Source organism: Nitrincola iocasae (assembly GCF_008727795.1).
GTDB lineage: Bacteria > Pseudomonadota > Gammaproteobacteria > Pseudomonadales > Balneatricaceae > Nitrincola > Nitrincola iocasae.
Map to the genome: position 1 here is coordinate 3441572 of NZ_CP044222.1, position 24613 is coordinate 3466184.

At 50.8% G+C, this 24613-nt stretch carries 25 protein-coding genes; 4 read left to right on the forward strand and 21 right to left on the reverse strand.

Annotated features, from left to right (window positions below):
- Positions 1-12 precede the first annotated feature (12 nt).
- The 4 genes from F5I99_RS15865 to F5I99_RS15880 are packed head-to-tail and all read right to left on the reverse strand — an operon-like array spanning position 13 to position 4637.
- Complete coding sequence (locus F5I99_RS15865) at positions 13-672, reverse strand: YqiA/YcfP family alpha/beta fold hydrolase (RefSeq protein WP_225307440.1); 660 nt, start codon at positions 670-672, stop codon at positions 13-15.
- On the reverse strand, positions 669-1109 hold the full coding sequence (locus F5I99_RS15870) for a DUF1249 domain-containing protein (protein ID WP_151057679.1): 441 nt from the start codon (positions 1107-1109) through the stop codon (positions 669-671). The genes F5I99_RS15865 and F5I99_RS15870 overlap by 4 nt, the downstream gene beginning before the upstream one ends.
- Complete coding sequence (locus F5I99_RS15875; protein ID WP_151057681.1) at positions 1099-1743, reverse strand: NUDIX domain-containing protein; 645 nt, start codon at positions 1741-1743, stop codon at positions 1099-1101. Before F5I99_RS15875 ends, F5I99_RS15870 begins: the two co-directional genes overlap by 11 nt.
- On the reverse strand, positions 1740-4637 hold the full coding sequence (locus F5I99_RS15880; RefSeq protein ID WP_151057683.1) for a bifunctional diguanylate cyclase/phosphodiesterase: 2898 nt from the start codon (positions 4635-4637) through the stop codon (positions 1740-1742). The genes F5I99_RS15875 and F5I99_RS15880 overlap by 4 nt, the downstream gene beginning before the upstream one ends.
- 685 nt (positions 4638-5322) lie before the next feature.
- Here F5I99_RS15880 and F5I99_RS19995 point away from each other — a divergent pair.
- On the forward strand, positions 5323-5604 hold the full coding sequence (locus F5I99_RS19995; RefSeq protein ID WP_225307672.1) for a T6SS effector amidase Tae4 family protein: 282 nt from the start codon (positions 5323-5325) through the stop codon (positions 5602-5604).
- Positions 5601-6038, forward strand: coding sequence for a hypothetical protein (locus F5I99_RS15890; RefSeq protein ID WP_191905875.1), 438 nt, complete (start codon positions 5601-5603; stop codon positions 6036-6038). The genes F5I99_RS19995 and F5I99_RS15890 overlap by 4 nt, the downstream gene beginning before the upstream one ends.
- 115 nt (positions 6039-6153) lie before the next feature.
- On the opposite strand, the gene nfo is transcribed toward F5I99_RS15890, so the two are convergent.
- The 16 genes from nfo to ffh form a co-directional block, all read right to left on the reverse strand.
- Positions 6154-7005 carry a deoxyribonuclease IV gene (gene nfo, locus F5I99_RS15895; protein ID WP_151057689.1) on the reverse strand — a complete coding sequence of 284 codons (852 nt, stop codon included), beginning with the start codon at positions 7003-7005 and terminating at the stop codon, positions 6154-6156.
- Between the two features lie 52 nt (positions 7006-7057).
- Positions 7058-7423, reverse strand: a complete 366-nt coding sequence (locus tag F5I99_RS15900; protein ID WP_151057691.1) for a glutaredoxin family protein — start codon at positions 7421-7423, stop codon at positions 7058-7060.
- A 262-nt stretch (positions 7424-7685) separates the two neighbouring features.
- Positions 7686-7961 (reverse strand): hypothetical protein, encoded by a 276-nt coding sequence (locus tag F5I99_RS15905; RefSeq protein ID WP_151057693.1) that lies wholly within the window; start codon positions 7959-7961, stop codon positions 7686-7688.
- Between the two features lie 78 nt (positions 7962-8039).
- A complete protein-coding gene (ahpF, locus tag F5I99_RS15910) occupies positions 8040-9608 on the reverse strand; it encodes an alkyl hydroperoxide reductase subunit F (RefSeq protein ID WP_151057695.1) in 1569 nt (522 codons plus the stop codon).
- Between the two features lie 92 nt (positions 9609-9700).
- The gene (gene ahpC, locus F5I99_RS15915) at positions 9701-10264 is read right to left on the reverse strand and encodes an alkyl hydroperoxide reductase subunit C (protein ID WP_151057697.1); all 564 of its coding nucleotides are present in this window, start codon (positions 10262-10264) and stop codon (positions 9701-9703) included.
- Between the two features lie 104 nt (positions 10265-10368).
- Positions 10369-12105, reverse strand: coding sequence for a single-stranded-DNA-specific exonuclease RecJ (gene recJ / locus F5I99_RS15920; RefSeq protein ID WP_151057699.1), 1737 nt, complete (start codon positions 12103-12105; stop codon positions 10369-10371).
- Between the two features lie 65 nt (positions 12106-12170).
- The gene (gene thrC / locus F5I99_RS15925) at positions 12171-13565 is read right to left on the reverse strand and encodes a threonine synthase (protein WP_151057701.1); all 1395 of its coding nucleotides are present in this window, start codon (positions 13563-13565) and stop codon (positions 12171-12173) included.
- 10 nt (positions 13566-13575) lie between these two features.
- The gene (locus F5I99_RS15930; protein ID WP_151057703.1) at positions 13576-14877 is read right to left on the reverse strand and encodes a homoserine dehydrogenase; all 1302 of its coding nucleotides are present in this window, start codon (positions 14875-14877) and stop codon (positions 13576-13578) included.
- A 147-nt stretch (positions 14878-15024) separates the two neighbouring features.
- On the reverse strand, positions 15025-15765 hold the full coding sequence (locus F5I99_RS15935; protein ID WP_151057705.1) for a DsbC family protein: 741 nt from the start codon (positions 15763-15765) through the stop codon (positions 15025-15027).
- A 57-nt stretch (positions 15766-15822) separates the two neighbouring features.
- Entirely contained in the window at positions 15823-16752 is a 930-nt protein-coding gene (gene xerD / locus F5I99_RS15940; RefSeq protein WP_225307441.1) for a site-specific tyrosine recombinase XerD, read from the reverse strand.
- The gene (locus F5I99_RS15945; RefSeq protein WP_151057707.1) at positions 16749-18083 is read right to left on the reverse strand and encodes a hypothetical protein; all 1335 of its coding nucleotides are present in this window, start codon (positions 18081-18083) and stop codon (positions 16749-16751) included. The genes xerD and F5I99_RS15945 overlap by 4 nt, the downstream gene beginning before the upstream one ends.
- Before the next feature lie 116 nt (positions 18084-18199).
- Complete coding sequence (rplS, locus tag F5I99_RS15950) at positions 18200-18556, reverse strand: 50S ribosomal protein L19 (RefSeq protein WP_151057709.1); 357 nt, start codon at positions 18554-18556, stop codon at positions 18200-18202.
- A gap of 29 nt (positions 18557-18585) precedes the next feature.
- Complete coding sequence (gene trmD, locus F5I99_RS15955) at positions 18586-19323, reverse strand: tRNA (guanosine(37)-N1)-methyltransferase TrmD (RefSeq protein ID WP_151057711.1); 738 nt, start codon at positions 19321-19323, stop codon at positions 18586-18588.
- 3 nt (positions 19324-19326) lie between these two features.
- Complete coding sequence (rimM, locus tag F5I99_RS15960; RefSeq protein WP_325062995.1) at positions 19327-19851, reverse strand: ribosome maturation factor RimM; 525 nt, start codon at positions 19849-19851, stop codon at positions 19327-19329.
- A 29-nt stretch (positions 19852-19880) separates the two neighbouring features.
- Complete coding sequence (gene rpsP / locus F5I99_RS15965) at positions 19881-20132, reverse strand: 30S ribosomal protein S16 (RefSeq protein ID WP_151057715.1); 252 nt, start codon at positions 20130-20132, stop codon at positions 19881-19883.
- Positions 20133-20290: 158 nt separating this feature from the next.
- On the reverse strand, positions 20291-21673 hold the full coding sequence (gene ffh, locus F5I99_RS15970; RefSeq protein ID WP_151057717.1) for a signal recognition particle protein: 1383 nt from the start codon (positions 21671-21673) through the stop codon (positions 20291-20293).
- 177 nt (positions 21674-21850) lie between these two features.
- Here ffh and F5I99_RS15975 point away from each other — a divergent pair, with 177 nt between their 5' ends.
- Both F5I99_RS15975 and F5I99_RS15980 read left to right on the forward strand, forming a co-directional pair.
- Positions 21851-22639: a cytochrome C assembly family protein gene (locus F5I99_RS15975; protein WP_151057719.1), complete on the forward strand. Its 789-nt coding sequence runs from the start codon at positions 21851-21853 to the stop codon at positions 22637-22639.
- Positions 22640-22710: 71 nt separating this feature from the next.
- Complete coding sequence (locus tag F5I99_RS15980) at positions 22711-23985, forward strand: HlyC/CorC family transporter (protein WP_407670360.1); 1275 nt, start codon at positions 22711-22713, stop codon at positions 23983-23985.
- On the opposite strand, the gene F5I99_RS15985 is transcribed toward F5I99_RS15980, so the two are convergent.
- Positions 23986-24579 carry a CoA pyrophosphatase gene (locus F5I99_RS15985; protein ID WP_151057723.1) on the reverse strand — a complete coding sequence of 198 codons (594 nt, stop codon included), beginning with the start codon at positions 24577-24579 and terminating at the stop codon, positions 23986-23988.
- Positions 24580-24613 lie beyond the last annotated feature (34 nt).

Genomic DNA, 24613 nt, shown 5'->3' on the forward strand with positions numbered 1-24613 from the left:
GCGTTTTCCTGTTTAACCTTCGACTACATCAGGTAAAGAGATAAGGGGCGGTAACTCGACACGGCCCTGGGCAAAAGCCACTACGGCCGGAATGAGTCTATCAAACGCCTCAAAACCGTGGCTGCCCCCTGGTTGCACATAGTGCACCGCGTGTTGGTATTTTTCCACAGCTTCACGGTAATCCAGTGTTTCATCTGCCGTTTGCACCAGCAACAGATAGCGTGAAGAATGATTCAGTTGCTCAACGCGCAATGCTTGCAACTGTTTCAGATGCTCACGGGTCAGATGATAGCGCTCATGGGTATAAATATTTTCGTTCTCGCCCAGCCAATCTGCCAGCAGACGATCCGGATTCACCGCCGGATTCACCAACACACTGCGTAGTCTCGGCTGCTGCTCAGTCAACCAAGTGCTGTAAAAGCCTCCCAGGGAACTGCCAATCAGAGTAATGTCACGATCCCACGCCGCTTCTATCAACAAACCTAACTGACGAACGGCTTCAGCGGGCCAGTGCGATAGACTAGGCACCAACAGGTCGGCAGGTCCGTCCGGTGCTGACAGATGCTGTTGCAATAGTTGTGCTTTCCAGGACTCAGGCGAGCTGTTAAAGCCGTGTACATAGATCAACAGAGGTTTATGCGTAGCATTTGACATCAGTGATGCGGGACTCATGAAAGCAGTACCTGCTCCTGTTCTTTACCATAACGCAGGCACTGATTGAGCCACTCACTCAGGTAAAGATTTAACTGATGCTTTTCATCCGGCTGGTGCATATCCGGATTGGGATAACCATACACACCACTGAGTTGACGGCGTCGACGGGCACAGATCACTTCGGCCATACCGGCATCATGATAAAGACGGATCACCAGTTCCGGTGCTTCAAGCCAGCGTGATCCGCCTGGCTGTGACTGGCGCATAATCACCGTGCTGGTATAACGAAACACTTCATCGACCTGCAGAGTCACGTGCACCTGCTGTGCATTGTGACACAGGTCGAATTCTCGGCACATCACCTGCTGCTGCGGAAGCAGTTTGAGCAGGCGGGCATAGTTTCCCTGACAGATCGCCATCTGACGGGTCAGGTCGGGTACATATTTACGCTTCATTATCTCTCTGCATTAACTCGATACCGCGTTCACGGATACTCGGGTAGTTAAGCTTCAGCCACTGGACCGCGATGATGATCGCACCATTGTTCAACTGTCCAGCATCAAGCAGTTCAAATACGGCGGTAACAGGTAATCGAAGCACACGAATATCTTCACCTTCATCAGCCAGACCATGCAAACCTTCAGCCGCATTGGCATGAACAAAACCATACAGCAGATGAATCCATTCATCCATACCACCAGGACTGGGAAGATAGCCCATGATAGGGGTCAGGTGCTGTACGGCCAGTCCGGCTTCTTCCTGAGTTTCACGCTCAGCGACCGCCTTGGCTGTCTCATCAGTTTCAATCATGCCAGCGACCAGTTCCAGCAACCAGGGACCACCTGGAGCAGCTAAGGCGCCGGGACGAAACTGCTCTATCAATACCAGTTCTTCACGCAGGGGGTCCAGCAACAGCACAGCAACAGCATTGCCGCGGCGAAAGATTTCCCGCGTCACGCTTTCCTGGCCGCCATCAAAACGCGCATGCATGAGTTGCAACTGATGCATTTTGAAAAAACCGTTATAAACACAACGATCTTCATTAACGCTTACATCCTGCCGCGTAAACGCTGGCTGCCAATGCTTCATATTCCCTCCTGCTGTTCAAGTGCATTAAGCAGAAAATCTTCGGCAGATACCGGACGACCGAACCAGTAACCCTGAAAACCGGTACAGTTCACATCGAGTAAAAAGTCTCGCTGCGCCTGGGTTTCCACCCCTTCTGCCACTACCCAGAGTTTTAACTCACTGGCCAGACTAATAATAATACGTGTAATTGCCGCATCGTTGGCATCAGAGGGCAAGCCATCAATAAAGCAACGATCGATTTTCAACTGATCCAGAGGCAACTGTTTGATATAGGCCAGAGACGAATAACCCGTACCAAAATCATCCAAGGCGAAACCTATGCCTTGCTGTTTCAGAAAGCGCATACGCTCAATAGCAAAGTCTATATCATCAATCAACAGGCTTTCTGTCAATTCCAGTTTAAGCCGTTGTGGATTAATTGCATACTGCGCCACCAACGCCAATAACTGATCGACAAAATCAGCCTGTTTAAACTGATGTGTGCTGATATTAACTGACAGCGTCAGGTCTCGGGTCTGTTCTCGTTCAGCCCAGTCAGACAACTGCCGACAGGCGGCTTCCAGTACCCAGTGACCCAGCGGCAAAATCAGCCCGGAAGCTTCAGCTACAGAGATAAACTCAACTGGCCCTACTAACCCACGTTGCGGATGCTCCCAGCGAACCAGAGCTTCAGCACCAGTCAATTCGCCAACCGCATTGACCTGTGGCTGGTAGTAGAGCACTAGCTGCTCCTGCTCAATAGCCACACGTAATTCAGATTCCATCTGAGCCCTTGAGGAAATAGCCTCTTGCATGGCCGGATCATAGAAATACAGACGATTACGTCCCGCCTCCTTGGCTTTATACATCGCCAGATCGGCCTGCTTAAGCAAGTCATCAGCTGCCACACTGCCATTAATCAGGGTGATGCCGATACTCGGGGTACTGTAATGATACTGTCCCTCAAAGCGGTACTCCTGGCGCAGCGTATCGAGTATTTTATCGGCCACTTTACGCGCAATGGCGCCCGCTTCAGACTCATCAGTGCTTAGACTACCTAGCATCACCACAAACTCATCGCCACCGAAACGGGCAACGGTATCTTCTTCACGAACGCAGAAACTCACGCGGTGAGCAACCTGTTGTAACAACTGGTCACCGGTATCATGACCAAGCGTATCATTCAGCGTTTTAAAGTTATCCAAATCGATAAACAACAAAGCTCCATAATCCCGATTGCGCTCATTTCTCCGCTGCTGCAGTTCCAGCCGGTCAATCAATAAGCGTCGGTTAGCCAAACCAGTCAGGGCATCATAAAAGGCCAGATGGCGGATTTTATCCTCCATGGCTTTGCGTTCGGTAATATCGGTAGAAATACCACAAAGGCCATAGACCTTACCGGCATCACTTCGCAGTGGTAATTTAACCGTCATAAAAACATGGTTGTTACCATTGCCCCGCAGGGTGCGCACCTCTTCTGTAGCCACTCGCTGGGCATGCTGAATGACTCTGATATCATCTTCAGCCGTCTGTGCAGCAGATTCTGTATCAAAAAAAGTCGCATCTTGCTGACCCAGTATCTGCTCAATCGGCAAGCCCAGTAGTTTCTCCATGTTTCGATTTACATAGGAGTAACGATAGCCGGTATCCTTAATAAAAATATATGCCTCCACACTGTTTAATATGGTCGACAGATTGTTCTCACTGCGGCTCAGTTCAGTGGCTTTATCTTTAAGCGCTTTACGCTGAGCATCCAGTTCGGCATGGTAAGCTTTGAACAAACCCGACGACCAGCGGGAAAAAAACAGTGATCCCAGCAAAGCCACAATTAGTGAAAAAGTAATTGCTATGAGGTAAGTTTTCCATGAGTGAGTTGCCAAGGATTCAAAGGCCTGCACTTCATTCTGCAGCATACCCTTGACTTCATCTTCAAAAATGGTCGATATAAGTATCCAGCCCCAGTGTCCGGCCGGTTCCACCAGTGCTACTTTCCAGGCTGGATTACCGGTATTTGGGTCAGACCAGAGATAGCGCATGAACCCACCACCCTGTCCAGCTATTTCAAGCATCTGACTGATGGCCTGCTGTTCCAAATCACTATGCTGCACCGAGGTCTGTTGCTCAAGATGTGCACTGTCAATCGACAGCAATACTTGCCCTGATGTATTGATAATGGCCGTATAGCCTGTCTCACCAATACGCCGGTTACGTATCTGTTTGATCATCATCTGCTGCTGTAGAAGATCCCATTCATAGGTGTAATCACCGGCACCGATCAACCAGTCATAAGGCTCGAAGTGACGCACATAAGCCAACTTATCCGCCATGGCATCCGGATTATCCGGCCGATACCAGCGATAGGCGGAAAAGCCCTCGCCTACTGGCTGGCGTGCCGCATCAATCAACCCCTGCATAATAAAACGACCGGTATCATCCTGATTATCCGGCAGCAACTGTCCTTCGAAGTGGGGAGCTGTAGGCAAGAGCACAAACCGGCCAGTCATTTCATCAATAAAATAATAACCGCGCCCATTAAAGAAGCGTATGGGCCGAAGTGCTTCCACTATCAGTTGCTGCAACTCAGCCTCAGACTGCTTACCTTGTTGTTGTCTGTACAGCGCATCCGCCATATTCCAGGCCATATCCACCTGCTCCACCAGACGCTGGCGCAACAGGTTTTCTGTCTGAGACTGAGTAAAAGCAATGGAGGATTTAACCGCTTGCATCTCTCGCCGCAAACGCTCCTGCAACTGCAGTAACGAAGATGCCTCTAGGCGATGAATGGAAGCATTATGTTCAACAATTTTCTGCCAGGTAAAGAAGCCCGACAGGATAAGTGTCAGCAGCGTCACAATCAACAGCGTGCCTATCAGATGCAGGCGCGGTAGGGTACGGGATTTTTTTGACAGCTGCATACTTCACCAACCGACACTAACGGAAAAATCCCTGCATCATAAGCTTTTATGGCAATGCTGACCAGACAAGAGGTTTCACCCTCCCCCACGCACTTTCCTTAGATCGCCCTTGCGAGTCAGGCCACAGCGGTGTTAAAGTTTCCAAAGCATAGGAAGTAAGTATGCTGCGGTGTTAACGAAATAAGATCAGACACACTGTAAACAAGGATCGGCTATAAGGACGCTATATGCCAAGGACTCACTTAATATTGGTCACCCGCAAATGGGAAACTGGCCAATCTACAATCAACGTATTTTCTATTCATGATACCTCACCCCGACATGGGAAAATCAACTGTGGTTACTCTAATAGTAATTAACTGTTGAAAGAGGACAGCCATAGCGAATTGTTGAATGGGTTTAAAGTCTGAAATGGGTAACCGCATCAGCAAACCTAAGTCTTAGCAGATATCCGCCTTTGCCTCATTTATATAACTATAAGTGTATAAAAGGAGTAATTCATGCCAAAACCACTGCCATCACTCAAAAAGATGTGGGATAACTACCCCAACGGTACCGCCGCACAAGTCAAAAAAGATATCGGAGGGCGAGTAGATGCTAGTTGGATTACCAACACTTGCGTGATTCGACTGAGTCGAGGATTTAATTATGCGGGAGACCCAATCCAAAGGGGGGGGTTGCTGGTCTGAGTACTGTATCCGGTGCTGATGGAAAATGGTACGGGTACCGCGTTCTCGAAATGGAAAGATACTTACGGACTGTTTACGGAAGCCCCGAAATCGAATTAACGAGGGGCGATGTAAGCGATTTCCGGGCTGCTGTTAGAGGACACCAAGGTATAATTCAGTTTAATGTTTCTGATTGGTCAGATGCAACCGGACATTTCGACATTTGGAATGGTTCCCAAATACGATTTAGCGAGTATTTCGCAAGAGCCCAGAGTATTAATCTTTGGAGGTGCTTATGATTGGTTCGCATTACACTCGACTGATTTCTTTTAGTTTGTGGGTGATCATGATTCTAATCATAGCGGGTTGTTCGCTATCCACGAATTACTCGGGGCCTCCTATTGACTTAATCATGGAGAATGTCAATTCAACAGATGAAACCGTCGTTTTGGAAGTCGAAGGAATGACCAAAGTCCAAGAGGATGATTCTTATGCAACGTGGAAAATCAACGCAACTGTTGTTAAATCTTTCAAAGGGAAACTTACCTCAGGCGAAAATATCGAATATTTTCGAACTGTAGAAACTGACCTTGAAACAACGCAACAAGGAAGCCGCCATCTCGTCAGTTTCGTTTGGAAAGGGAACCATCTTATCATTCCCGATGTAGGCTATCACTTTGAGTCTTCTCTACAATTGGAAAAACACCTTACAGCCGCTCTCCAGTCACCCTAACACTCAAGTTTTGAAGCTCACATGGCACCTTTATTTTCATAGCTAGACAACCAAACCATGCAGGACCTACATAAAAGATGACATAAATAGTAAAGCCCTATATGAGTTTATCAGGTCAAACAGCTGAAAAATTTCGTAACTGCTGAATTTCTTCAGGCCAGATGGCTGGCTCAATGGTTTCGAGTATCAAGGGCATGCGTTGAAAACGTGGATCTTGTAGCAGGTACTCGAATACCGGCCAGCCAATTTCGCCCTGCCCCAGTGAGTGGTGGCGATCAATACGACTTCCCAAGCCTCCCTTGGAGTCATTCAGATGCATTGCCTTCAAATAGGAAAACCCCACCAGTCGTTCAAACTCAGCAAAGGTTTGCTCACAGGCTTCAGGGGTGCGCAGATCATAACCAGCCGCAAAGATATGACAAGTATCGATGCAAACGCCGATGCGCGTTTTATCTGTGACCTGCTCTATAATCTCTGCCAGATGCTCGAAACGATTGCCCAAATTGCTTCCCTGGCCAGCGGTTGCCTCTAGTACCGCCGTCACACCCACAGTCTGATCCAAGGCCTGGTTGATTGATTCTGCTATCCGGGTCAGACATTCCGACTCACTGATCTCACGCAGGTGACTGCCGGGATGAAAATTCAACCAGACCAGTCCCAGCTGTTTACAGCGCTGTATTTCATCCACAAAAGCCGCCCGTGATTTAGCCAGCGCCTCGGCATCAGGGTGCCCGAGGTTAATCAGATAGCTATCATGCGGCAGCACCTGCTCTGGACTAAAACCATACTGAGCACAGCGCTGCTTAAAGGCGGAGATACTGGTTTCAGTTAAGGGTTTGGCGTCCCAGCGGCGCTGATTTTTGGTAAACAGAGCAAAGGCATTAGCCCCGATGGCCTGCGCATTCTCAGGTGCATTTTCAACACCCCCTGAGGCGCTGACATGCGCGCCGATCCAGTACTCACTCACAAAAATCTCCTGTCACCTGGATGTTGATTACACTGACCTGGTAAATAGCCTATTAGCCAAAACGTTGTTCAAGGTACGTATTGATAGCCGCTGATTCGTACAACCAGGTAACCCGGTCAGCTTCTTCAATTCGCAGACAAGGCACCTGAATTTTGCCACCCTGCTGTTGCAGTTCCTCACGTGCCTGTGGATCATTCTTGGCATCACGTAAAGCCACATTCAGATTCAGTCGGTGCAGTGAGCGACGGGTTTTTACACAAAATGGGCAGGCACGGAACTGATACAGCGCCAGCTTCTGTGTGGCCTGGTCAACCTCAGCTTGCAACTCAGCCGGACGAGGCATCTTGCGCGGACGGGTAATAAAGTCGATAAAGATAATCAAATTCCCCAAGCCATTTCGTAACGCTTTTACTAACATAATCGTCTCACCTGCCGTTAAATCGAAGGCGCAGAGTTTAACAGAATCTGGTGGTTTTAGCAGGCAAACCGAGGCTCATCCAGGGTAATCTCACTATCTTGCACTCATAACGACGTGGCTTAGAGGGCCAATGGGATCGGATCTGTCTGACTCGCCGTAAACCCATCCCTGGAGGCTCCAGCGCGCCATCCATGGCGCACAGGGTCAGCCAAATTCGATCCCATCAGCCCTCATCAACTTGGGTGCCAGCGGAAAGCCGGTTTCAAACTGGCACTTGCCAAAGCTCTTTGCCATATCTCCGAATCATGGGCTTAATTCGGTGTTCCATGCCATAACGGTGATTTTTATCCTGAAACTGGCACAGGGCTGTGGGCTGGGTGGTGATATCGCTTTGGTGAGACCGTCTGCCACCAGGGCCGAAAAATGCTCCTGCATTTTCGGCATTCCCGCCGTCCATGGCGGTCAAGGTGGCAGCCGAGCGGTCATGGATGACGAACAGCGTGTCACACCAAAGCGATACCACTACCCCGCGTGGCACTGAGCAATCGCCCCCCTTTAAAGAAAAAGCCCGGAAGACTGGGCAACCGGGCTATAAAGGGGGGGAACGCTGTTACGATCAGGCAGCGGCTTCGTCTTCCACTGATGAGCGGATCAGATAATCAAAAGCACCTAACGCCGCTGCAGAGCCATTGCCCATGGCAATGATAATCTGTTTATAAGGCACGTTTGTGACATCACCGGCGGCAAACACTCCCGGAATATGCGTTTCGCCGTGGCTATTAACTTCGATTTCACCAAAACGTGACAGTTCCAGAGTGTCTTTCAGCCAATCGGTATTCGGTACCAGTCCGATTTGCACAAAGATACCCGCCACATCCAGATCATAGGTCTGGTTATCGTTACGGTCTTTATAGGTCAGACCGATCACTTTTTTGCCATCACCACGCACTTGTGTGGTTTGTGCCATTTTAATGATGGTGATATTGGCCATGGAAGCCGCTTTCTTTTGCAGCACGGCATCAGCACGCAGCGTGTCACCAAACTCCAGCACGGTCACATGCTCAACAATACCAGCAAGGTCGATGGCCGCTTCAATACCGGAATTTCCGCCACCAATCACCGCGACACGCTTGCCTTTAAACAGCGGACCATCACAGTGCGGGCAGTAGGCGACACCCTTACCACGGTATTCCTGCTCACCCGGTACGTTCATTTCGCGCCAGCGCGCACCGGTTGCCAGGATGACGGACTTGCTCTTCAGCGTTGCGCCATTTTCCAGATCGATTTCAATCAGCTTTTCACGACGCAACTTGCTCGCACGTTGATTATCCATAACCTCAACGTCATACTCTTTAACATGCTGTTCCAGGCTGGCAACCAGTTTGGGGCCTTCGGTGTAGTTCACCGAGATAAAGTTCTCAATACCCACCGTGTCCATAACCTGTCCACCGAAACGCTCGGCAACCAGACCTGTGCGTATACCTTTACGTGCAGCATAGATGGCAGCCGCAGCACCGGCGGGCCCACCACCGACGATGAGCACATCATAAGGCTCTTTTTTATTCAGGTCGGCAGCTTCACGCTTGGAAGCACCGGCATCGACCTTACCCAGTATTTCTTTCAGCGTCATACGTCCCTGACCAAAGGGCTTGCCATTCAGCAAAACCGTTGGCACGGCCATAATTTCCCGCTCGGTCACTTCATCCTGAAACAAGGCGCCATCGATCATCACACTGGTGACATTTGGATTAAGTACTGCCATCAGGTTCAGTGCCTGAACCACATCCGGGCAGTTCTGGCAGGAGAGCGAAATATAGGTTTCAAAATGAAACTCACCTTGCAGGCTTTTGGCCTGCTCAATCAACGCCGCTTCAGCTTTGGAAGGATAACCACCGCTCTGTAACAGAGCCAGTACCAGCGAGGTAAATTCGTGCCCCATCGGAATACCGGCAAAACGTACCCGTGGAGTTTCACCGACCGGCGCAATTGCCATGCTCGGGGTTCTTTCACTGCCATCGGTCAGTTGCTTAAGGCTGATTTTGTCACTCAGCTCAGCTATTTCCTGACACAAGCCAAGCAGCTCTTTCGATTTTGCACTTTCGTCAGTGGACACAGTAATCTCAATCGGATTAACGATATTCTGCAGATAAGTGTCCAGTTGTTTCTTAAGATTCGCATCCAACATGAGACCGTCCTTTAACGATAAGGAAATTAAATTCGGCGGGGATAGAAGCCGGCCCAGGTACTGGACCGGCTGAGTTAGCAGCAGATCAGAGTTTAGATCTTGCCAACGAGGTCCAGAGAAGGTGACAGCGTTTCTTCACCTGGTTGCCAGGAAGCAGGGCAAACTTCGCCATCATGTTCAGCTACATACTGAGCAGCCTGGATTTTACGCACCAGTTCTTTAGCCGAACGGCCAATACCCAGATCGTGAATCTCAGCAACTTTGATTTCACCCTCAGGGTTGATCACGAAAGTACCACGCAGTGCCAGACCATCTTCCTCGATCATCACATCAAAGTTACGTGAAATAACACCTGTTGGGTCAGCAAGCATCGGGAACTGGATTTTTTTGATGGTGTCGGACGCATCATGCCAGGCTTTGTGGGTAAAATGAGTATCAGTAGACACAGAGTATACTTCAACGCCCATTTCCTGCAGTTTCGGATAGAAATCTGCCAGATCACCCAGCTCAGTCGGGCATACAAAGGTGAAATCAGCTGGGTAGAAGAATACGACTGACCACTTACCTTTCAGGTCAGCATCAGAGACCTGAACAAACTCACCCTTATGGTAAGCCGTGGCGTGGAAAGGTTTAACTTCAGTGTTAATCAGTGACATTTTGTTCTCCTGTTAAGGTTGTCGTTATTCAACAACACCATAATAGGAAACTTTTCCAGCTTTGGGAAATTAATATATATTAACAGATCGATTGATTTTATTTATCAGGATATCGGGATCACTGTATCCACCATCAATTGCAGACTGACCTGTCCGCGAAACTCATTGCGAGACAGGCGATAAACCATGCGAACCTGTTGAACAGACTCATCTGGCCAAAGTTCAGTATCCACATTGAAGGTAATCGCGTCTACTGCCAGCGAGCCTCCGACTGGCATAACCACCAGTTTCAAGTGACGATAACCGACTATACGCTGCTGCAACACCCGGAATTCGCCATCAAACACAGGTTCCGGGAACTGATGCCCCCAGGGACCGGCATCCTGCAGCAATGCCGCCAGTTCCAGATTCAAATCAGTTTCAGCCAGGGGGCCGTCTGTCATCAGAATACGCTGAAGATCCTGTGATGCCAAACGTGCTCTGACCTCCTGATCAAACGCCTGACGAAAAGCCCCCAGATCCTGTTGTGCCAGGGATAAGCCAGCCGCCATCGCATGGCCGCCAAATTTACGTAACAACCCAGGATGACGCGCCGCTATAGCATCCAGTCCATCACGAATATGAAACCCTGGAATGGAACGTGCTGATCCTTTAACCTCATCCCCTTCTCCCGGGGCAAACGCAATGACCGGGCGATGCAGTCGCTCCTTGATACGCGATGCCAGGATACCCACAACCCCCTGGTGCCACCCAGGATCAAACAGGCAAACGCCCCAGGGCATTTCGGTCTCACTCAACGGCAAGTCGGCGAGTATATCCAGAGCCTGCTGCTGCATCTCACGCTCAATACTGCGCCGCTCAATATTCAGATCATTAAGCAGTTGAGCGAACTCCTGCGCCTGCTGCGGATCATCACACAACAGGCATTCAATACCAATCGACATATCTTCCAGGCGCCCAGCTGCATTCAGCCGAGGCGCGATAGCAAAGCCCAGATCCGCCGCCATCAACTGCTCCCGACGCCGTCCGGCCACCTCCAGCAGTGCCAGAATGCCTGGACGAGCCTGGCCGGCACGGATACGTAACAAGCCTTGATGAACCAGGGTGCGGTTATTGTGCTCCAGCGCCACCACATCAGCCACAGTACCCAAAGCAACCAAATCCAGCAGACTCGCCAGGTTGGGCGCCTGAATACCCCGTTGTTCAAAATAGCCCTGCTGCAGTAGTGACCGGCGCAAGGCAATCATGACATAAAAAATCACCCCGACACCGCAAGTGGACTTGGCGATAAATTCACAGCCGTACTGATTGGGGTTGACGATGGCACAGGCCGCCGGAAGCTTATCCCCAGGTAGGTGATGATCAGTGATAATTACATCCAGCCCGAGCTGTGTGGCCCGCTCAACGCCGTCTACACTGGAAATACCGTTATCGACCGTGACGATCAGTTGCGGTTGCTGCCGGGCCGCCACCTCGACTATCTCTGGGCTCAGGCCATAACCAAATTCAAAACGGTTAGGCACCAGATAGCTGACTTTCTTTGCACCCATCATCCGCAGTGCCAGCATTGCCAAGGCCGTACTGGTCGCTCCATCACAATCAAAATCGCCAACAATCAGGATCGACTCCTGCTTGTGCAAGGCATCGACCAGACGCGCGACAGCGGTCGCCATCCCCTTCATCCGGGTATCGGGCAACAACTCATGCAGGTTACGCCCGATCTGGGTTGGATCAGTAATGCCCCGTGCCGCATACACCCGTGCCAGAACAGGATGAAGGGCATCCAGTGCAGCAACGGAATCAACAGTTGAGGTGCGGCGTTGTATCAATGCAGAAGACATAAGGGAAGGCAGCGTCAGTCAGAATAACACTGGGCACCCGGTCACAGCCAGGATGCCCACAGGAATCAATCGCGGTGCACGTGCGATGCAATATACGCATGCACCTCGGCAAGGGATTTCGGCAACACACTGAAGCGCTCTTCACGCTCCATCAGATCACTCAGCCGGGCTGGCAGCTGGGGTGCCTCCAGACCGGCTTTTACTACCGGTTCCGGGAATTTTACCGGATGCGCTGTCGCCAGAGTGATCATCGGCACACTACGATTTTTCCAACACTCGCGTGCCGCTTTAAGGCCAATCGCCGTGTGCGGATCGAGCAGATAGCCGGTTTCAGCATGCACCTGTCGGATCACCTCACAAGTGGTCGCATCATCAACCGCGTAACTGTCAAACAGTGCACGTACGCTGTCCCAGCGCGCCGGTTCCAGCTGTACCGCTTCGGTTTTGAAACGTTGCATCAGATCCGCCACGGCAGCACCATCACGGCCATAGACATCAAACAACAGACGTTCAAAGTTTGACGACACCATGATATCCATAGACGGAGACAGGGTATGCTCCAGCGCCCCTTTGGACATATCATTACCGGAAATAACCCGGTGCAGGATATCATTGCGATTGGTCGCAACTACCAGCTGCTCAATTGGCAAGCCCATCTGTTTGGCCAGATAACCGGCAAAAATATCACCGAAGTTACCCGTAGGCACAGAGAAGGAAACCGGACGATGCGGACCACCAACCGCCAGTGAGGCGGAGAAATAGTAAACGATCTGAGCCATAATGCGCGCCCAGTTGATCGAATTCACCGCGCCCAGCTTCATGCCCTTGAGGAAGCTCTGGTCCGCAAAGCTGTCTTTAACCATCTCCTGACAATCATCAAAATTGCCTTCCAGGGCAATATTAAACACATTATCAGCCAGAATGCTGGTCATCTGACGACGCTGTACTTCAGACACCCGGTTGTAGGGGTGCATGATAAAGATATCCAGATGCTCACTGTGACGGCAGCCTTCTATCGCTGCCGAGCCGGTATCACCGGAAGTCGCCCCCATGATCACCAAGCGCTCGCCACGTTCGGCCAGCACATGATCCATCAGCCGTCCCAGCAACTGCAGGGCAAAGTCTTTAAACGCCAGGGTCGGACCATGAAACAGTTCCAATATCCACTCGTTCTGTTCCAGTTGAACCAGCGGCGCTACGCCACTGTGATCAAATACGGCATAGGTTTCATCCACCATCTGTTTAAGATCTGCATCACTGATGCAGCCTTCAACAAAGGGTTGTATCACCTTAAAGGCCAATTCCGCATAGGGCAGGCCTGACCAGGAAGCAATTTCAGCCTGACTGAATACAGGCAGTTGCTCCGGCACATACAGCCCACCATCCTCGGCCATACCGGCCAGCAGCACATCAGAAAAGCTCAATGAAGGTGCTTTTCCACGGGTAGAGATATATTTCATTGCTGCCCCCTCAACCTTCCAGGTGATCTATGCGGATACGGATTAAATCGCCCAGAATATCCGGCAGCGCTTCGATTTCACGTATGGCTTCATTCATCATCCGCTCTTCAACACGCTGAGTCAGCATGATTACCGGCACCTGGGCTTCACGGGTTTCTTTCTGCACGATCGCTTCAATATTGATACCTTTCTCACCCAAAATACGGGTGACATGGGCCAGCACCCCAGGACGTTCAACAGCCTGCAAACGTAAATAATAGCCACTGACCGTCTGTTCAACCGGCAACACCGGTGTTTCAGATAACTGGTGAGACTGAAATGCCAGAGGTGGCACACGCCCGTGAGATGGCGTATCCAGCAAACGTGCCACATCGATCAGATCAGCCACCACAGCGGAAGCGGTCGGTTCAGCGCCAGCACCCGGACCATAATAGAGCGTCTGGCCTACCGCATCGCCAGAGACCAGAATGGCATTCATGACACCATTTACATTCGCCAGCAACGCGGATTTAGGAATGAGTGTCGGGTGCACACGCAATTCAATACCTTGTTCAGTATGACGGCTGATACCCAGGTGCTTGATACGATAGCCCAGCTCTTCAGCATATTGCACATCTTCCGGGGTGATCTTACTAATCCCCTCGGTATAGCCTTTTTCAAACTGTAACGGAATACCATAAGCGATTGAGGCCAGAATGGTCAGTTTGTGTGCCGCATCAATGCCTTCCACATCAAAGGTAGGGTCAGCCTCGGCATAGCCCAGCGCCTGTGCTTCGGCAAGCACATCGTTAAACGCACGGCCTTTTTCACGCATTTCGGTCATGATAAAGTTACCGGTACCATTAATGATACCAGCCAACCATTTGATTTTATTAGCAGCAAGCCCTTCGCGTATGGCTTTAATGATTGGAATGCCACCCGCCACAGCCGCTTCGAAGGCTACCACGACATTCTTTTCATTGGCGGCCGCGAAGATTTCATTACCATGCACCGCAATCAACGCCTTGTTCGCAGTTACCACATGCTTACCCTGTTCAATAGCGAGCATCACCAAATCACGTGCAACTTCATAACCGCCAATCAGTTCAACAACAATATCTATGTCGGGATCGCGGGCAATTGCCATAACGTCGTTGATAATGTTGAAATCAGAGGTGTCGCATGCTGGATTCTCACGACGCGAAGCGATCGCAACCACCTCAATGGTGCGACCTGCACGCCGGGCAATATCATCCGCATTGCGCATCAGTACATTGAACGTACCGCCACCGACAGTTCCAAGTCCACAGATCCCGACTTTTACAGGCTTCAAACCACACCTCACAATTCCAGTTTACGACAAAATCCCGCGTTGCTGCCGCGGAAAAATAAAATGGTGATTAGTATAACTAAAACGGGGGCATTGCACTACGCAAGCCCCCGTTTTACCCAGCCCAGCCCGGTGAAAATACCGGTTGGCTTATTGCGACACCCCTAACATCTGAGCAATCCGTTCAGCTGGCATATAGCCCGGAATCAAAGTGCCATCTTCCAGCACCATCGCTGGCGTTCCCGTCACCCCTATTTTTTGCCCCAACATAAACTGATCAACCACGGGGTTTTCACAGGTTTTATTTTCAATGGTACCACCCGATTTCACCCGATCCAGCAGAGCAGCACGCTCTTCCGCTGTTTCGCCACACCAGACAGTAACCATTGTTCTGTAGGTTGCCGTATTAGGGCCACCCCGTGGAAAGGCCAGATAACTGACTTCAACCCCCATCTCATTCAATGCTTCCACTTCTTCATGCAATTGACGGCAGTAAGGGCAGTCCACATCGGTAAAGACTCGCAGGGTGGCTTGTTTCTCCCCCCTGGCTGGATAAGTGATCATCTGATCCTGCGTTACCTCAGCGAGCGCTGCAACACGCATCTGATTCTGACTTTGCTCAGTCACGTTAACCAAACCTTGTTGATCATCAATGCGGAACAGATGACCCACAAAAAAATATTCACCCTGTTCATGCGCGTAAAGTAACTCACCGCTCTCCAACAACACCTCGTACATACCCTCTAACGGTGCGGCCTCGATACTCTTGATCGGAATTCTTGAATCCGCCTTGCGCAACTGCTCGCGGATCAGATCTTTGGCATCAGCCATACTCTGCGAGCTGAGCAGAAATCCCACTAATAAAACGGCCCAACCGGCGTACTTCTTCATAGTTTCCTCATCCAATTAATGACACTTAGTTATCTGAGTAACCACACCCACAAAAGTTCATCCCCGCGGATGATGTGCCCGATGCAGTGACTGTAATCTGTGTGTTGCTACGTGTGTATAAATTTGTGTTGTTGACAGATCGGCATGACCGAGTAGCATCTGCACAACACGCAGGTCAGCCCCATGATTGAGCAAATGGGTTGCAAAGGCATGGCGCAGCACGTGTGGCGACAAGGCTTTATCGATGCCTGCCTGCCCCGCATGCAAGCGCACTCGGTGCCAGAACGTCTGACGTGTCATCTGATTGCCCCGACGACTCAGGAAAACCACATCCTGCGAGGTGTCAACGGCAAGCAAGGGCCTGGACGTTTTCAAGTAGCGGCGCATCCACTCCAACGCCTCATCCCCAACTGGCACCAGGCGCTCCTTATCTCCCTTACCGACAACCCGGATCACCCCCTGACGCAGATTCATCTGCTCTGTGCGCAAACCCACTAACTCTGTGACCCGCAAACCAGAAGCATAAATCAGTTCCAGCATGGTTCTGTCACGCAGCCCCAGCACATCCGTCACATCAGGTGCGGCAAGTAGACATTCAACATCGGTTTCAGTCAAGGTCTTAGGTAAAGGGCGTCCCGGTTTAGGACTGGCAATATTGAGTGTTGGATCCTGCTCTACCCGCCCCTCTCGCAGCAGAAAACGGTAAAAACCACGCAGACAGGACAACACCCTTGCTGTGGAAACCGCTTTGAACGCCTGCCCAACACGCCAGTCCAGGTAAGCCTGAAGGTGATGCCGCTGAACCTGCAGTAAATAGAGAGAACGATCATTAAGCCATAGGGCAAAGTGCTTGAGATCGCGCTGATAGGATAGCTGTGTATTACGACTCAAGCCCTTTTCCAACCAGGCTAACTGCACATACTCACGAATAAGATGCTGATCCTGAGGCTGGGGTTCCAAAGCAGTGAAACGACGATCCAGGGTCAACGAAAAACCTCAGTAGCCTGAAGCGTTTCCAGCTCAACTGGATACTCTGCCGTACCATGTTGCACTCGCTCAGCTACACGTGCACTGCCATCATCAACACTCATCAGTATGCCATCAACTCGCTTTCCAAACGAGGTATAAAAACGCACCGGATGACCGATATAATTTACCAATTCAAGCGGATCAGTTCGACGATACTTCTGAGACTCTGCCGAGGGCGGGACTGGTACGATCGGCGGCGATGCCACACCGGGCATACTACGAGGCAAAGTCTCCAGCTCAGATAACTCTGGTATTTCCGGCACAGGCTGCTCCTGAATCACAGGCTCCTGCAACACGGCCAGAAGTGACTGCATTTGCTCTGAATCCAGCGTCAGGGATTGATCATTCACACTGACTGACAGTGCGTTAGTCAACACGTCTTCGAGGTATCCAGGCGCATCAACTGCCTGTAAATCCACACCTTGCAGATTCAGACTCATTGTCATTCGGGCGTTTGGTTCACCCGACTGTCGATACGCAGGCATCAGCGCCGCCGTCAACTCAGGAGCCTGATCATTTAACCAGCCCTGAATCAAGTTCAGATGCTGCTCACGGTATTCAGCAATACTCAATCCTGACTGCATGGCACAGAACTGGTTTTTGCGCTGATTGTAGCCCTTATCCTGATAGCTGATATCCATACGCTGCAACTGTGGACCGAGTTGCGACAAGGTTTGCGGGGAAACTATGTCTGCCTGAAGGCTCAGATCAACACCTATCTCAGCCCAACCATACATATGACCAAGCAACTCCAGTCCCAGTCTATCCTGAGCGGTTTGTCGCAAGTTTGCATGAAAATCAAAACGCCCCTGGCGCATTCCCATCATGCGCATTGCCGACATATCAAAATAACGAACCGTGCCGCACCCCAGCGCCGCAGGCTGAGTACCCTCTTCTGTCTGCTGAGCCAACTCAGCAAGCATAATAAACAAAGGCATATTGAAGTCGACATGCAAGCCTTCTATAGCTAAAGCAAGCTCTTCCGGCCAGTCACCGATAGCCATGCGCGATTCAAAGTCTAGAAAAAATAGCGGATCTGAAGTCAGACGAATCTTATCGACGATAAACCCAGTGGGTTGCCCCATGGGTGTCAAGGTAACGGTACTCAGTTGGATATCGCCCAGAGGATTAACATACAGTGCGCCATAATCAGCTTCAATCAATGGGCGCATTTGCTGCAACTGCGCATCGATGGCCGATTTCACCTGATAGTAATACAAGCCGTAAGCAATGAGCAGCAACAAAAACAGCAACAACACTACCTTTGAAAACAGTTTAACAATCCACATCCGTCTTTTCTCAGCTAAATGTTTCCCGATATTGCATTCTATGCACAATTTAGCCTTTACGCGAATGTGCAGACGAAAAAAAACGGCCCGTAGGCCGTTTTTTTGATGTGGGGCAATTAACCCAGCTTTTCTTTGATACGTGCAGACTTACCACTACGCTCACGCAGGTAGTAAAGTTTAGCCTGACGTACATCACCACGACGCTTGACGCTGATGCTGTCAATGATCGTGCTGTAAGTCTGGAAAGTACGCTCAACACCCACGCCGTGAGAGATTTTACGTACTGTGAAAGCTGAGTTCAGTCCGCGGTTGCGCTTACCGATCACTACACCTTCAAAAGACTGCAGACGGCTACGTTCGCCCTCAACAACCTTAACCTGGACTACAACGGTATCACCGGGTGCAAATGCAGGCACCTCTTTACTCATCTGTTCAGCTTCAATCTGCTGAATAATATTACTTTTGCTGCTCATCGCTCGCTCCTGTATTTTCGACCGCACGCCTATTCGGCTTCGCGGATATATTCGCTTAACAGCGCCTGCTGTTCCGGGCTGAGTTCAATCTTTTCCAACAGATCCGGCCGCCTTTGCCAGGTTCGCCCCAACTGCTGCTTCAAACGCCAGCGTTTGATATCAGCATGGTTACCACCCAGCAGCACCGCAGGTACCTGCTTCTCATCGAGTGTTTCGGGTCGGGTATAGTGGGGGCAATCCAGCAAGCCTGCAGCAAAAGAATCCTCTGCTGCCGAATCTTCATGCCCCAACACACCGGGTAACATCCGGGAGACAGCATCCACCATCACCATGGCAGGTAACTCGCCTCCACTGAGCACAAAATCACCCAGCGACCACTCTTCATCAATGTCAGTATCTAGCAGACGCTCATCAATGCCCTCGTAGCGCCCAGCCACCAAAATCAGGCTGTCTGCTGTGGCAAGCTCTGACACACCGGCCTGATCCAACCGACGCCCCTGGGGTGACAGGTAAATCACCCTGGCCTGCCCCGGCGCTTTCAGTTTGGCGGCCTGTATGGCATCCCGCAGAGGCTGCACCTTCATCAACATACCCGGGCCACCACCATAAGGTCGGTCATCCACGGTACGGTGCCTGTCCAGTGTGAAATCCCTGGGATTCCAGCACTCAACTTCTAGCAAACCACTGCGCACTGCGCGCCCGGTGATGCCGTAGCCGGTAACAGCCTCGAACATCTCCGGAAACAAACTGACAATTCCGAACCACATCAACTAGAACTCCGGGTCCCAATCGACCCGCATCGTTCCTTTTTCAAGATCTATCTCTTTAACCACCTGTTCCGGTAAATAAGGAATAAGCCGTTCAACTTTGTCGCGACTGTTCGCGGTCGCTTTGACGACGAACACATCATTCGAACCGGTTTCAATCAGGTGGTCCACCCGTCCCAGCAACTCGCCGGATTCGGTATAAACCAAAAGATTTTCAAGCTGACTCCAGTAGTACTCACCTGTTTCAAGCTCAGGCAACTGATGCTGTGCGACATAAATCTCCGCATTGCTCCAGTCTCTGACCTGTTCAGGGGTATCAATACCTGCCAACTTGGCAATCAAGCCTTTACCGTGACGTTTACTGGATTCCAGTTTTACCTGAAACCACTGCTCGCCACGCTTCACCTGCCAGGGGGAATAACAAAATACATTATCTATCGGGTCTGTATAGGAGTGGATTTTGATCCAACCCTTAACGCCGTAGGGTGCAGTCAACTTACCGATAACGGTGAGCTTCTCTGCTTGCATTTGCTCCATACCTGTCAGGTCCGCCAAACTTACTGTGCGGCTTTACGTGCGTCTTTAACCAGATTAGCAACGCGCTCAGAGGTCTGAGCGCCTTTGCTGATCCAGTAATCAACACGTTCCAGGTTAATGCGCAGACGCTCTTCCTGACCCCGGGCTACAGGGTTAAAAAAGCCCACCCGCTCAATAAAGCGGCTGTCACGCGCAAAGCGTGAATCGGCAACGGTGATATGATAAAACGGACGCTTTTTGGCGCCGCCTCGAGACAAACGAATAGTGACCATGCGCTGGACCCCTTTATTTCGCAAGGATGGGTTTTAGGATCGCCCATCGTTAATAATCCCCATCTCTTCGCTATGCCAGCCGGCAAGACGGGGGCCAATCTAAAAATCAAGGCGCGAATTGTACGTCAAACAACCAATAAATAAAAGCTATTCATCGCTCAGAAGCGCGGAAAGCCACCGCCGCCGCCCATACCGGGTGGCATCATGCCTTTCATACCACGCGCCAGCTTGGTCATACCTGACTTACTGCCAAATTTTTTCATCATTTTAGCCATCTGCTTATGCTGTTTCAGCAGACGGTTTACATCCTGAATCTGGGTACCCGAACCCACAGCAATACGACGCTTGCGCGAGCCAGAAATAATATCCGGGTTACGCCGCTCCTTGGGTGTCATGGAGTTGATGATCACTTCAAACTGCTGCATGCCTTTTTCAGCCTGCGCTGCCTGAGCCGCTTGTGCCATCTGCCCCATACCCGGCAGTTTTTCCAGCATGCCCATCATGCCACCCATATTACTCATCTGCTGGATCTGCTCACGGAAATCCTCCAGATCAAAGCCCTTGCCTTTGGTCATTTTCTTGGCAAGCTTCTCAGCCTTAACCTTGTCGATCTTCTGCTCAGCTTCTTCGATCAGACTAAGCACATCGCCCATACCAAGGATACGCGAGGCAATACGATCGGGATGGAAAGGCTCCAGTGCATCGGTTTTTTCACCCACGCCAAGGAACTTGATCGGCTTACCGGTAATATGACGCACCGACAAAGCTGCACCACCACGTGCGTCGCCATCCGTTTTGGTCAGAATCACACCAGTCAATGGCAGCACGTCATTGAAAGCACGTGCGGTATTGGCAGCATCCTGACCGGTCATGGCATCGACGACAAACAGGGTTTCAACCGGCTTAACCGCAGCGTGCAGATCACGAATCTCAGCCATCATCGCCTCATCAATGGCGAGACGACCGGCGGTATCCACCAGCAGCACATCATGGTGTTGCAGGCGCGCATGGCGAATAGCGCTATTGACGATATCTACTGGCTTCTGACTGCTATCCGAGGGGAAAAACTCCACGCCCACTTCAGCCGCCAGTGTTTCTAACTGACGTATAGCGGCCGGTCGATAAATATCAGCCGATACCACCAGCACTTTTTTCTTTTTGCGCTCTTTCAGAAAACGGGACAGCTTGGCAACAGAGGTGGTTTTACCCGCGCCCTGTAAACCAGCCATCATCACCACTGCTGGAGGTGTAGTACTCAGGTCGAGCTCGGCATTAGCCTCGCCCATCACCTTGATCAGCTCTTCGTTGACTATTTTGACGAAGACCTGCCCGGGACTCAGGCTTTTACTAACCTCCTGCCCCACCGCACGCTCTTTGACATTGTTAATGAATTCTTTAACAACTGGCAAAGCCACATCCGCTTCAAGCAGCGCCATACGCACTTCACGCAGGGTGCCTTTAATATTTTCTTCCGTCAGGCGCGCCTGACCGGTGACGCTACGTAACGTCTGTGTTAATCGTTGTGTAAGATTATCAAACATCTTTTGCCTCTGATCGGATCATCTGTGGCCAGCGGAGGCCTTGTCTTCAGCAACTCTGTACAACCACTGAACAAACTTTGCTCGACATTATACAGATCCATGCACTTGCACTGCACCCTATATTTCTTATTTACAGAGTTTATGCCAAACTTATGCGCCTGAAAGGAGATTCATTGGATGCTGATTTTCATCTCATTATTTGCAGTTCTATGCTACGCCATCGCATCCTGGCTGCAATGGCAGCGTGCCACGGGCCAGCGACTGGAAGTTCGCCCCACGGTGCTTATTTCGGGGTTTATTGGGTTTGTAGCCCACGGTGTATCGGTGTACCACACCCTTCACCATGAAGCAGGTATAGATCTTGGCCTGTTCAGCATGGGCTCATTGATCAGTTGGCTGGTCGCCGCACTGGTGATAGGCAGCAGTCTGCGCCAACGTATCGACAATCTGTTCATCGGGGTCTTCCCGATGGCGGCCCTTGCGGTACTACTGGCAGCCGTCATGCCAACATCGGAGACTCTAAAACCCTATGGCAGTGGTTTGTTTCTACATATTCTCCTATCAGTGCTGGCCTACAGCATCTTTACTTTGGCGGCCCTGCAGGCCATTCTGCTCTGGCGCCAGCAACTGGCACTGAAGCAGCACCATACGCGGGGCCTGGTAACCAGCCTACCGCCCCTTCAGATCATGGAAAGACTGCTGTTTGAAATGCTCTGGGTCGGATTTATTCTGCTAAGTATTTCACTGCTCAGCGGCTGGCTGTTTGTTGATAATCTGTTTGCACAACATCTGGTCCACAAAACCCTGCTATCCATCGCCGCCTGGCTGATTTATGCCACGCTTCTGGCTGGCCGCAAACTACTGGGATGGCGCGGCATCACCGCTATCCGCTGGACCATCGGCGGCTTTCTACTATTGATGTTGGGTTACTTCGGTTCAAAACTGGTCATGGAGTTCATCCTCTAGCCTTTCATAGCTATTGACACAGCCAGGCTCTGCTCTGAAAATGGCTGTCCCTATTTATAACACAGGTTTTTATTTTGGAAGACGCGTCGATAAGCTCCCTGCTGATTCTGCTTGGCTTTCTGATTACTTTGTCAGCTTTCTTTTCCAGCTCAGAAACCTCAATGATGTCACTAAACCGTTACCGGTTGCGGCATCTGGTGAAAAAGCACCATCGTGGTGCCATTAAAGCCAGCCAACTACTGGAACATCCCGACCGCCTTATAGGCCTCATCCTGATTGGTAATAACTTTGTTAACATACTGGCGTCAGCGATTGCTACGATTATTGCGGTCAAGCTCTGGGGAGATGCCGGTATAGCTATCGCTACCGGCGTGTTAACGCTGGTGATTCTGATTTTTGCCGAGGTGACGCCGAAAACCCTGGCCGCCTTACACCCGGAGCGCATTGCCTTTCCGGCGAGTTTCATTCTCCATCCACTGCTGAAGATATTTTACCCGCTGGTCTGGCTTGTAGGCGCCATCACTAACAACCTACTGCGAGCCTTTGGCGTTAAACCCAGCCTGCATGGCAATGATCATTTGAGTACTGAGGAGCTGCGCACACTGGTGCATGAAGCCGGAGCCCTGCTTCCCAAGCGCAACCAGTCAATGCTTCTTGGCGTGCTGGAGCTGGATGATGTTACCGTTAACGACATCATGATTCCCCGCAATGAAGTAGAAGGCATCGACATGGATCAGTCGCTTGAACAGATCCTGGAACAGCTCTCCAACACCTTGCATACGCGTTTGCCGATTTATCATGGCGATATCAACAAAGTCGTCGGTCTGTTGCATATGCGCAACCTGGCACAACTGATTCAACGGGGCGAAGTAACCAAAGACGCCATTCTACAAGTATCCCGCGATCCCTACTTTGTACCGGAAAGCACTCCACTACAGACCCAACTGCTTAATTTCCAAAAGCAGAGCCGACGTATCGGAATCGTAGTCGATGAATATGGAGATGTCGAAGGGATAGTTACGCTGGAAGATATCCTTGAAGAGATCGTTGGCGAACTGTCTGAAGAACACAATGATCTGGTCGAAGACATTCATCCACAGGATGATGGTAGTTATTTTATCGATGGCGGCGCCTATGTACGTGACATTAACCGGGCACTCCACTGGCAACTGCCAACCGATGGCCCGAAAACACTGAATGGCCTGATTACCGAAACGCTGGAATCACTGCCGGACGCTAATATCTGTCTGGTCATCGGTGAATACCGTGTTGAAACTCTGCAGATCCAGGACAAGTTCATCCAGACCGTCCGCTTAATCCAGATCCGCAAGGATAAATCGCACTGATCAGCACAATCCACGCTCCGGTCGGGTCGGCATAGTCAAGGGCATGTCAAACCCGATCGTTAGCAACTCACAGATGATATAAGCCGTAAGCCCCCAGATAACCTCACCCTCATATTGCCAGGAGGGCACATCCCAGATCTGATCTCCCACCACTATCTGATCCAGATGTGGCGGCCCCTGTTCAAGGAAAAAACGCACCGGCACGTTAAAGATACGTGCAATTTCCCCCGGGTTTGCCTGCAATGGCAAGTGCTCTGGTATCACACCCACCCAGGGGGTGACCTGAAGATGATGTTTAGAAACCACCTGACCCAGAGGACCGTATAACTCCACATCCTTTGCATGGAGCCCGATCTCTTCATCAGCCTCACGCAGCGCCGTGTATGACAGAGAGCTATCAGATTCATCACGCTTACCCCCAGGAAAGCAAACTTCTCCCTTATGCGTATTGAGATGAGACGCCCGCACTGTCAGAATCAACTCAGGATCGTGTTCAGACCGGGTTACCGGAATCAGCACAGCCGCTTGCCGTCCTTTACGACGTAATCGCCAAGGTTGATGGGTGCTGATCCGCTGAATCGCCTGTGTGAGCATAGTGCCTCCTTATCCCGTTGATCATAACGCTAAA

What these genes read in the sequence shown, in the direction of transcription:
- F5I99_RS15865 (WP_225307440.1), bottom strand. Translation starts at nt 672, where the DNA reads ATGAGTCCCGCATCACTGATGTCAAATGCTACGCATAAACCTCTGTTG.
- F5I99_RS15870 (WP_151057679.1), bottom strand. Translation starts at nt 1,109, where the DNA reads ATGAAGCGTAAATATGTACCCGACCTGACCCGTCAGATGGCGATCTGT.
- F5I99_RS15875 (WP_151057681.1), bottom strand. Translation starts at nt 1,743, where the DNA reads ATGAAGCATTGGCAGCCAGCGTTTACGCGGCAGGATGTAAGCGTTAAT.
- F5I99_RS15880 (WP_151057683.1), bottom strand. Translation starts at nt 4,637, where the DNA reads ATGCAGCTGTCAAAAAAATCCCGTACCCTACCGCGCCTGCATCTGATA.
- F5I99_RS15890 (WP_191905875.1), top strand. Translation starts at nt 5,601, where the DNA reads ATGATTGGTTCGCATTACACTCGACTGATTTCTTTTAGTTTGTGGGTG.
- F5I99_RS15900 (WP_151057691.1), bottom strand. Translation starts at nt 7,423, where the DNA reads ATGTTAGTAAAAGCGTTACGAAATGGCTTGGGGAATTTGATTATCTTT.
- ahpF (WP_151057695.1), bottom strand. Translation starts at nt 9,608, where the DNA reads ATGTTGGATGCGAATCTTAAGAAACAACTGGACACTTATCTGCAGAAT.
- ahpC (WP_151057697.1), bottom strand. Translation starts at nt 10,264, where the DNA reads ATGTCACTGATTAACACTGAAGTTAAACCTTTCCACGCCACGGCTTAC.
- recJ (WP_151057699.1), bottom strand. Translation starts at nt 12,105, where the DNA reads ATGTCTTCTGCATTGATACAACGCCGCACCTCAACTGTTGATTCCGTT.
- thrC (WP_151057701.1), bottom strand. Translation starts at nt 13,565, where the DNA reads ATGAAATATATCTCTACCCGTGGAAAAGCACCTTCATTGAGCTTTTCT.
- F5I99_RS15935 (WP_151057705.1), bottom strand. Translation starts at nt 15,765, where the DNA reads ATGAAGAAGTACGCCGGTTGGGCCGTTTTATTAGTGGGATTTCTGCTC.
- F5I99_RS15945 (WP_151057707.1), bottom strand. Translation starts at nt 18,083, where the DNA reads ATGTGGATTGTTAAACTGTTTTCAAAGGTAGTGTTGTTGCTGTTTTTG.
- rplS (WP_151057709.1), bottom strand. Translation starts at nt 18,556, where the DNA reads ATGAGCAGCAAAAGTAATATTATTCAGCAGATTGAAGCTGAACAGATG.
- trmD (WP_151057711.1), bottom strand. Translation starts at nt 19,323, where the DNA reads ATGTGGTTCGGAATTGTCAGTTTGTTTCCGGAGATGTTCGAGGCTGTT.
- rimM (WP_325062995.1), bottom strand. Translation starts at nt 19,851, where the DNA reads ATGCAAGCAGAGAAGCTCACCGTTATCGGTAAGTTGACTGCACCCTAC.
- rpsP (WP_151057715.1), bottom strand. Translation starts at nt 20,132, where the DNA reads ATGGTCACTATTCGTTTGTCTCGAGGCGGCGCCAAAAAGCGTCCGTTT.
- ffh (WP_151057717.1), bottom strand. Translation starts at nt 21,673, where the DNA reads ATGTTTGATAATCTTACACAACGATTAACACAGACGTTACGTAGCGTC.
- F5I99_RS15975 (WP_151057719.1), top strand. Translation starts at nt 21,851, where the DNA reads ATGCTGATTTTCATCTCATTATTTGCAGTTCTATGCTACGCCATCGCA.
- F5I99_RS15985 (WP_151057723.1), bottom strand. Translation starts at nt 24,579, where the DNA reads ATGCTCACACAGGCGATTCAGCGGATCAGCACCCATCAACCTTGGCGA.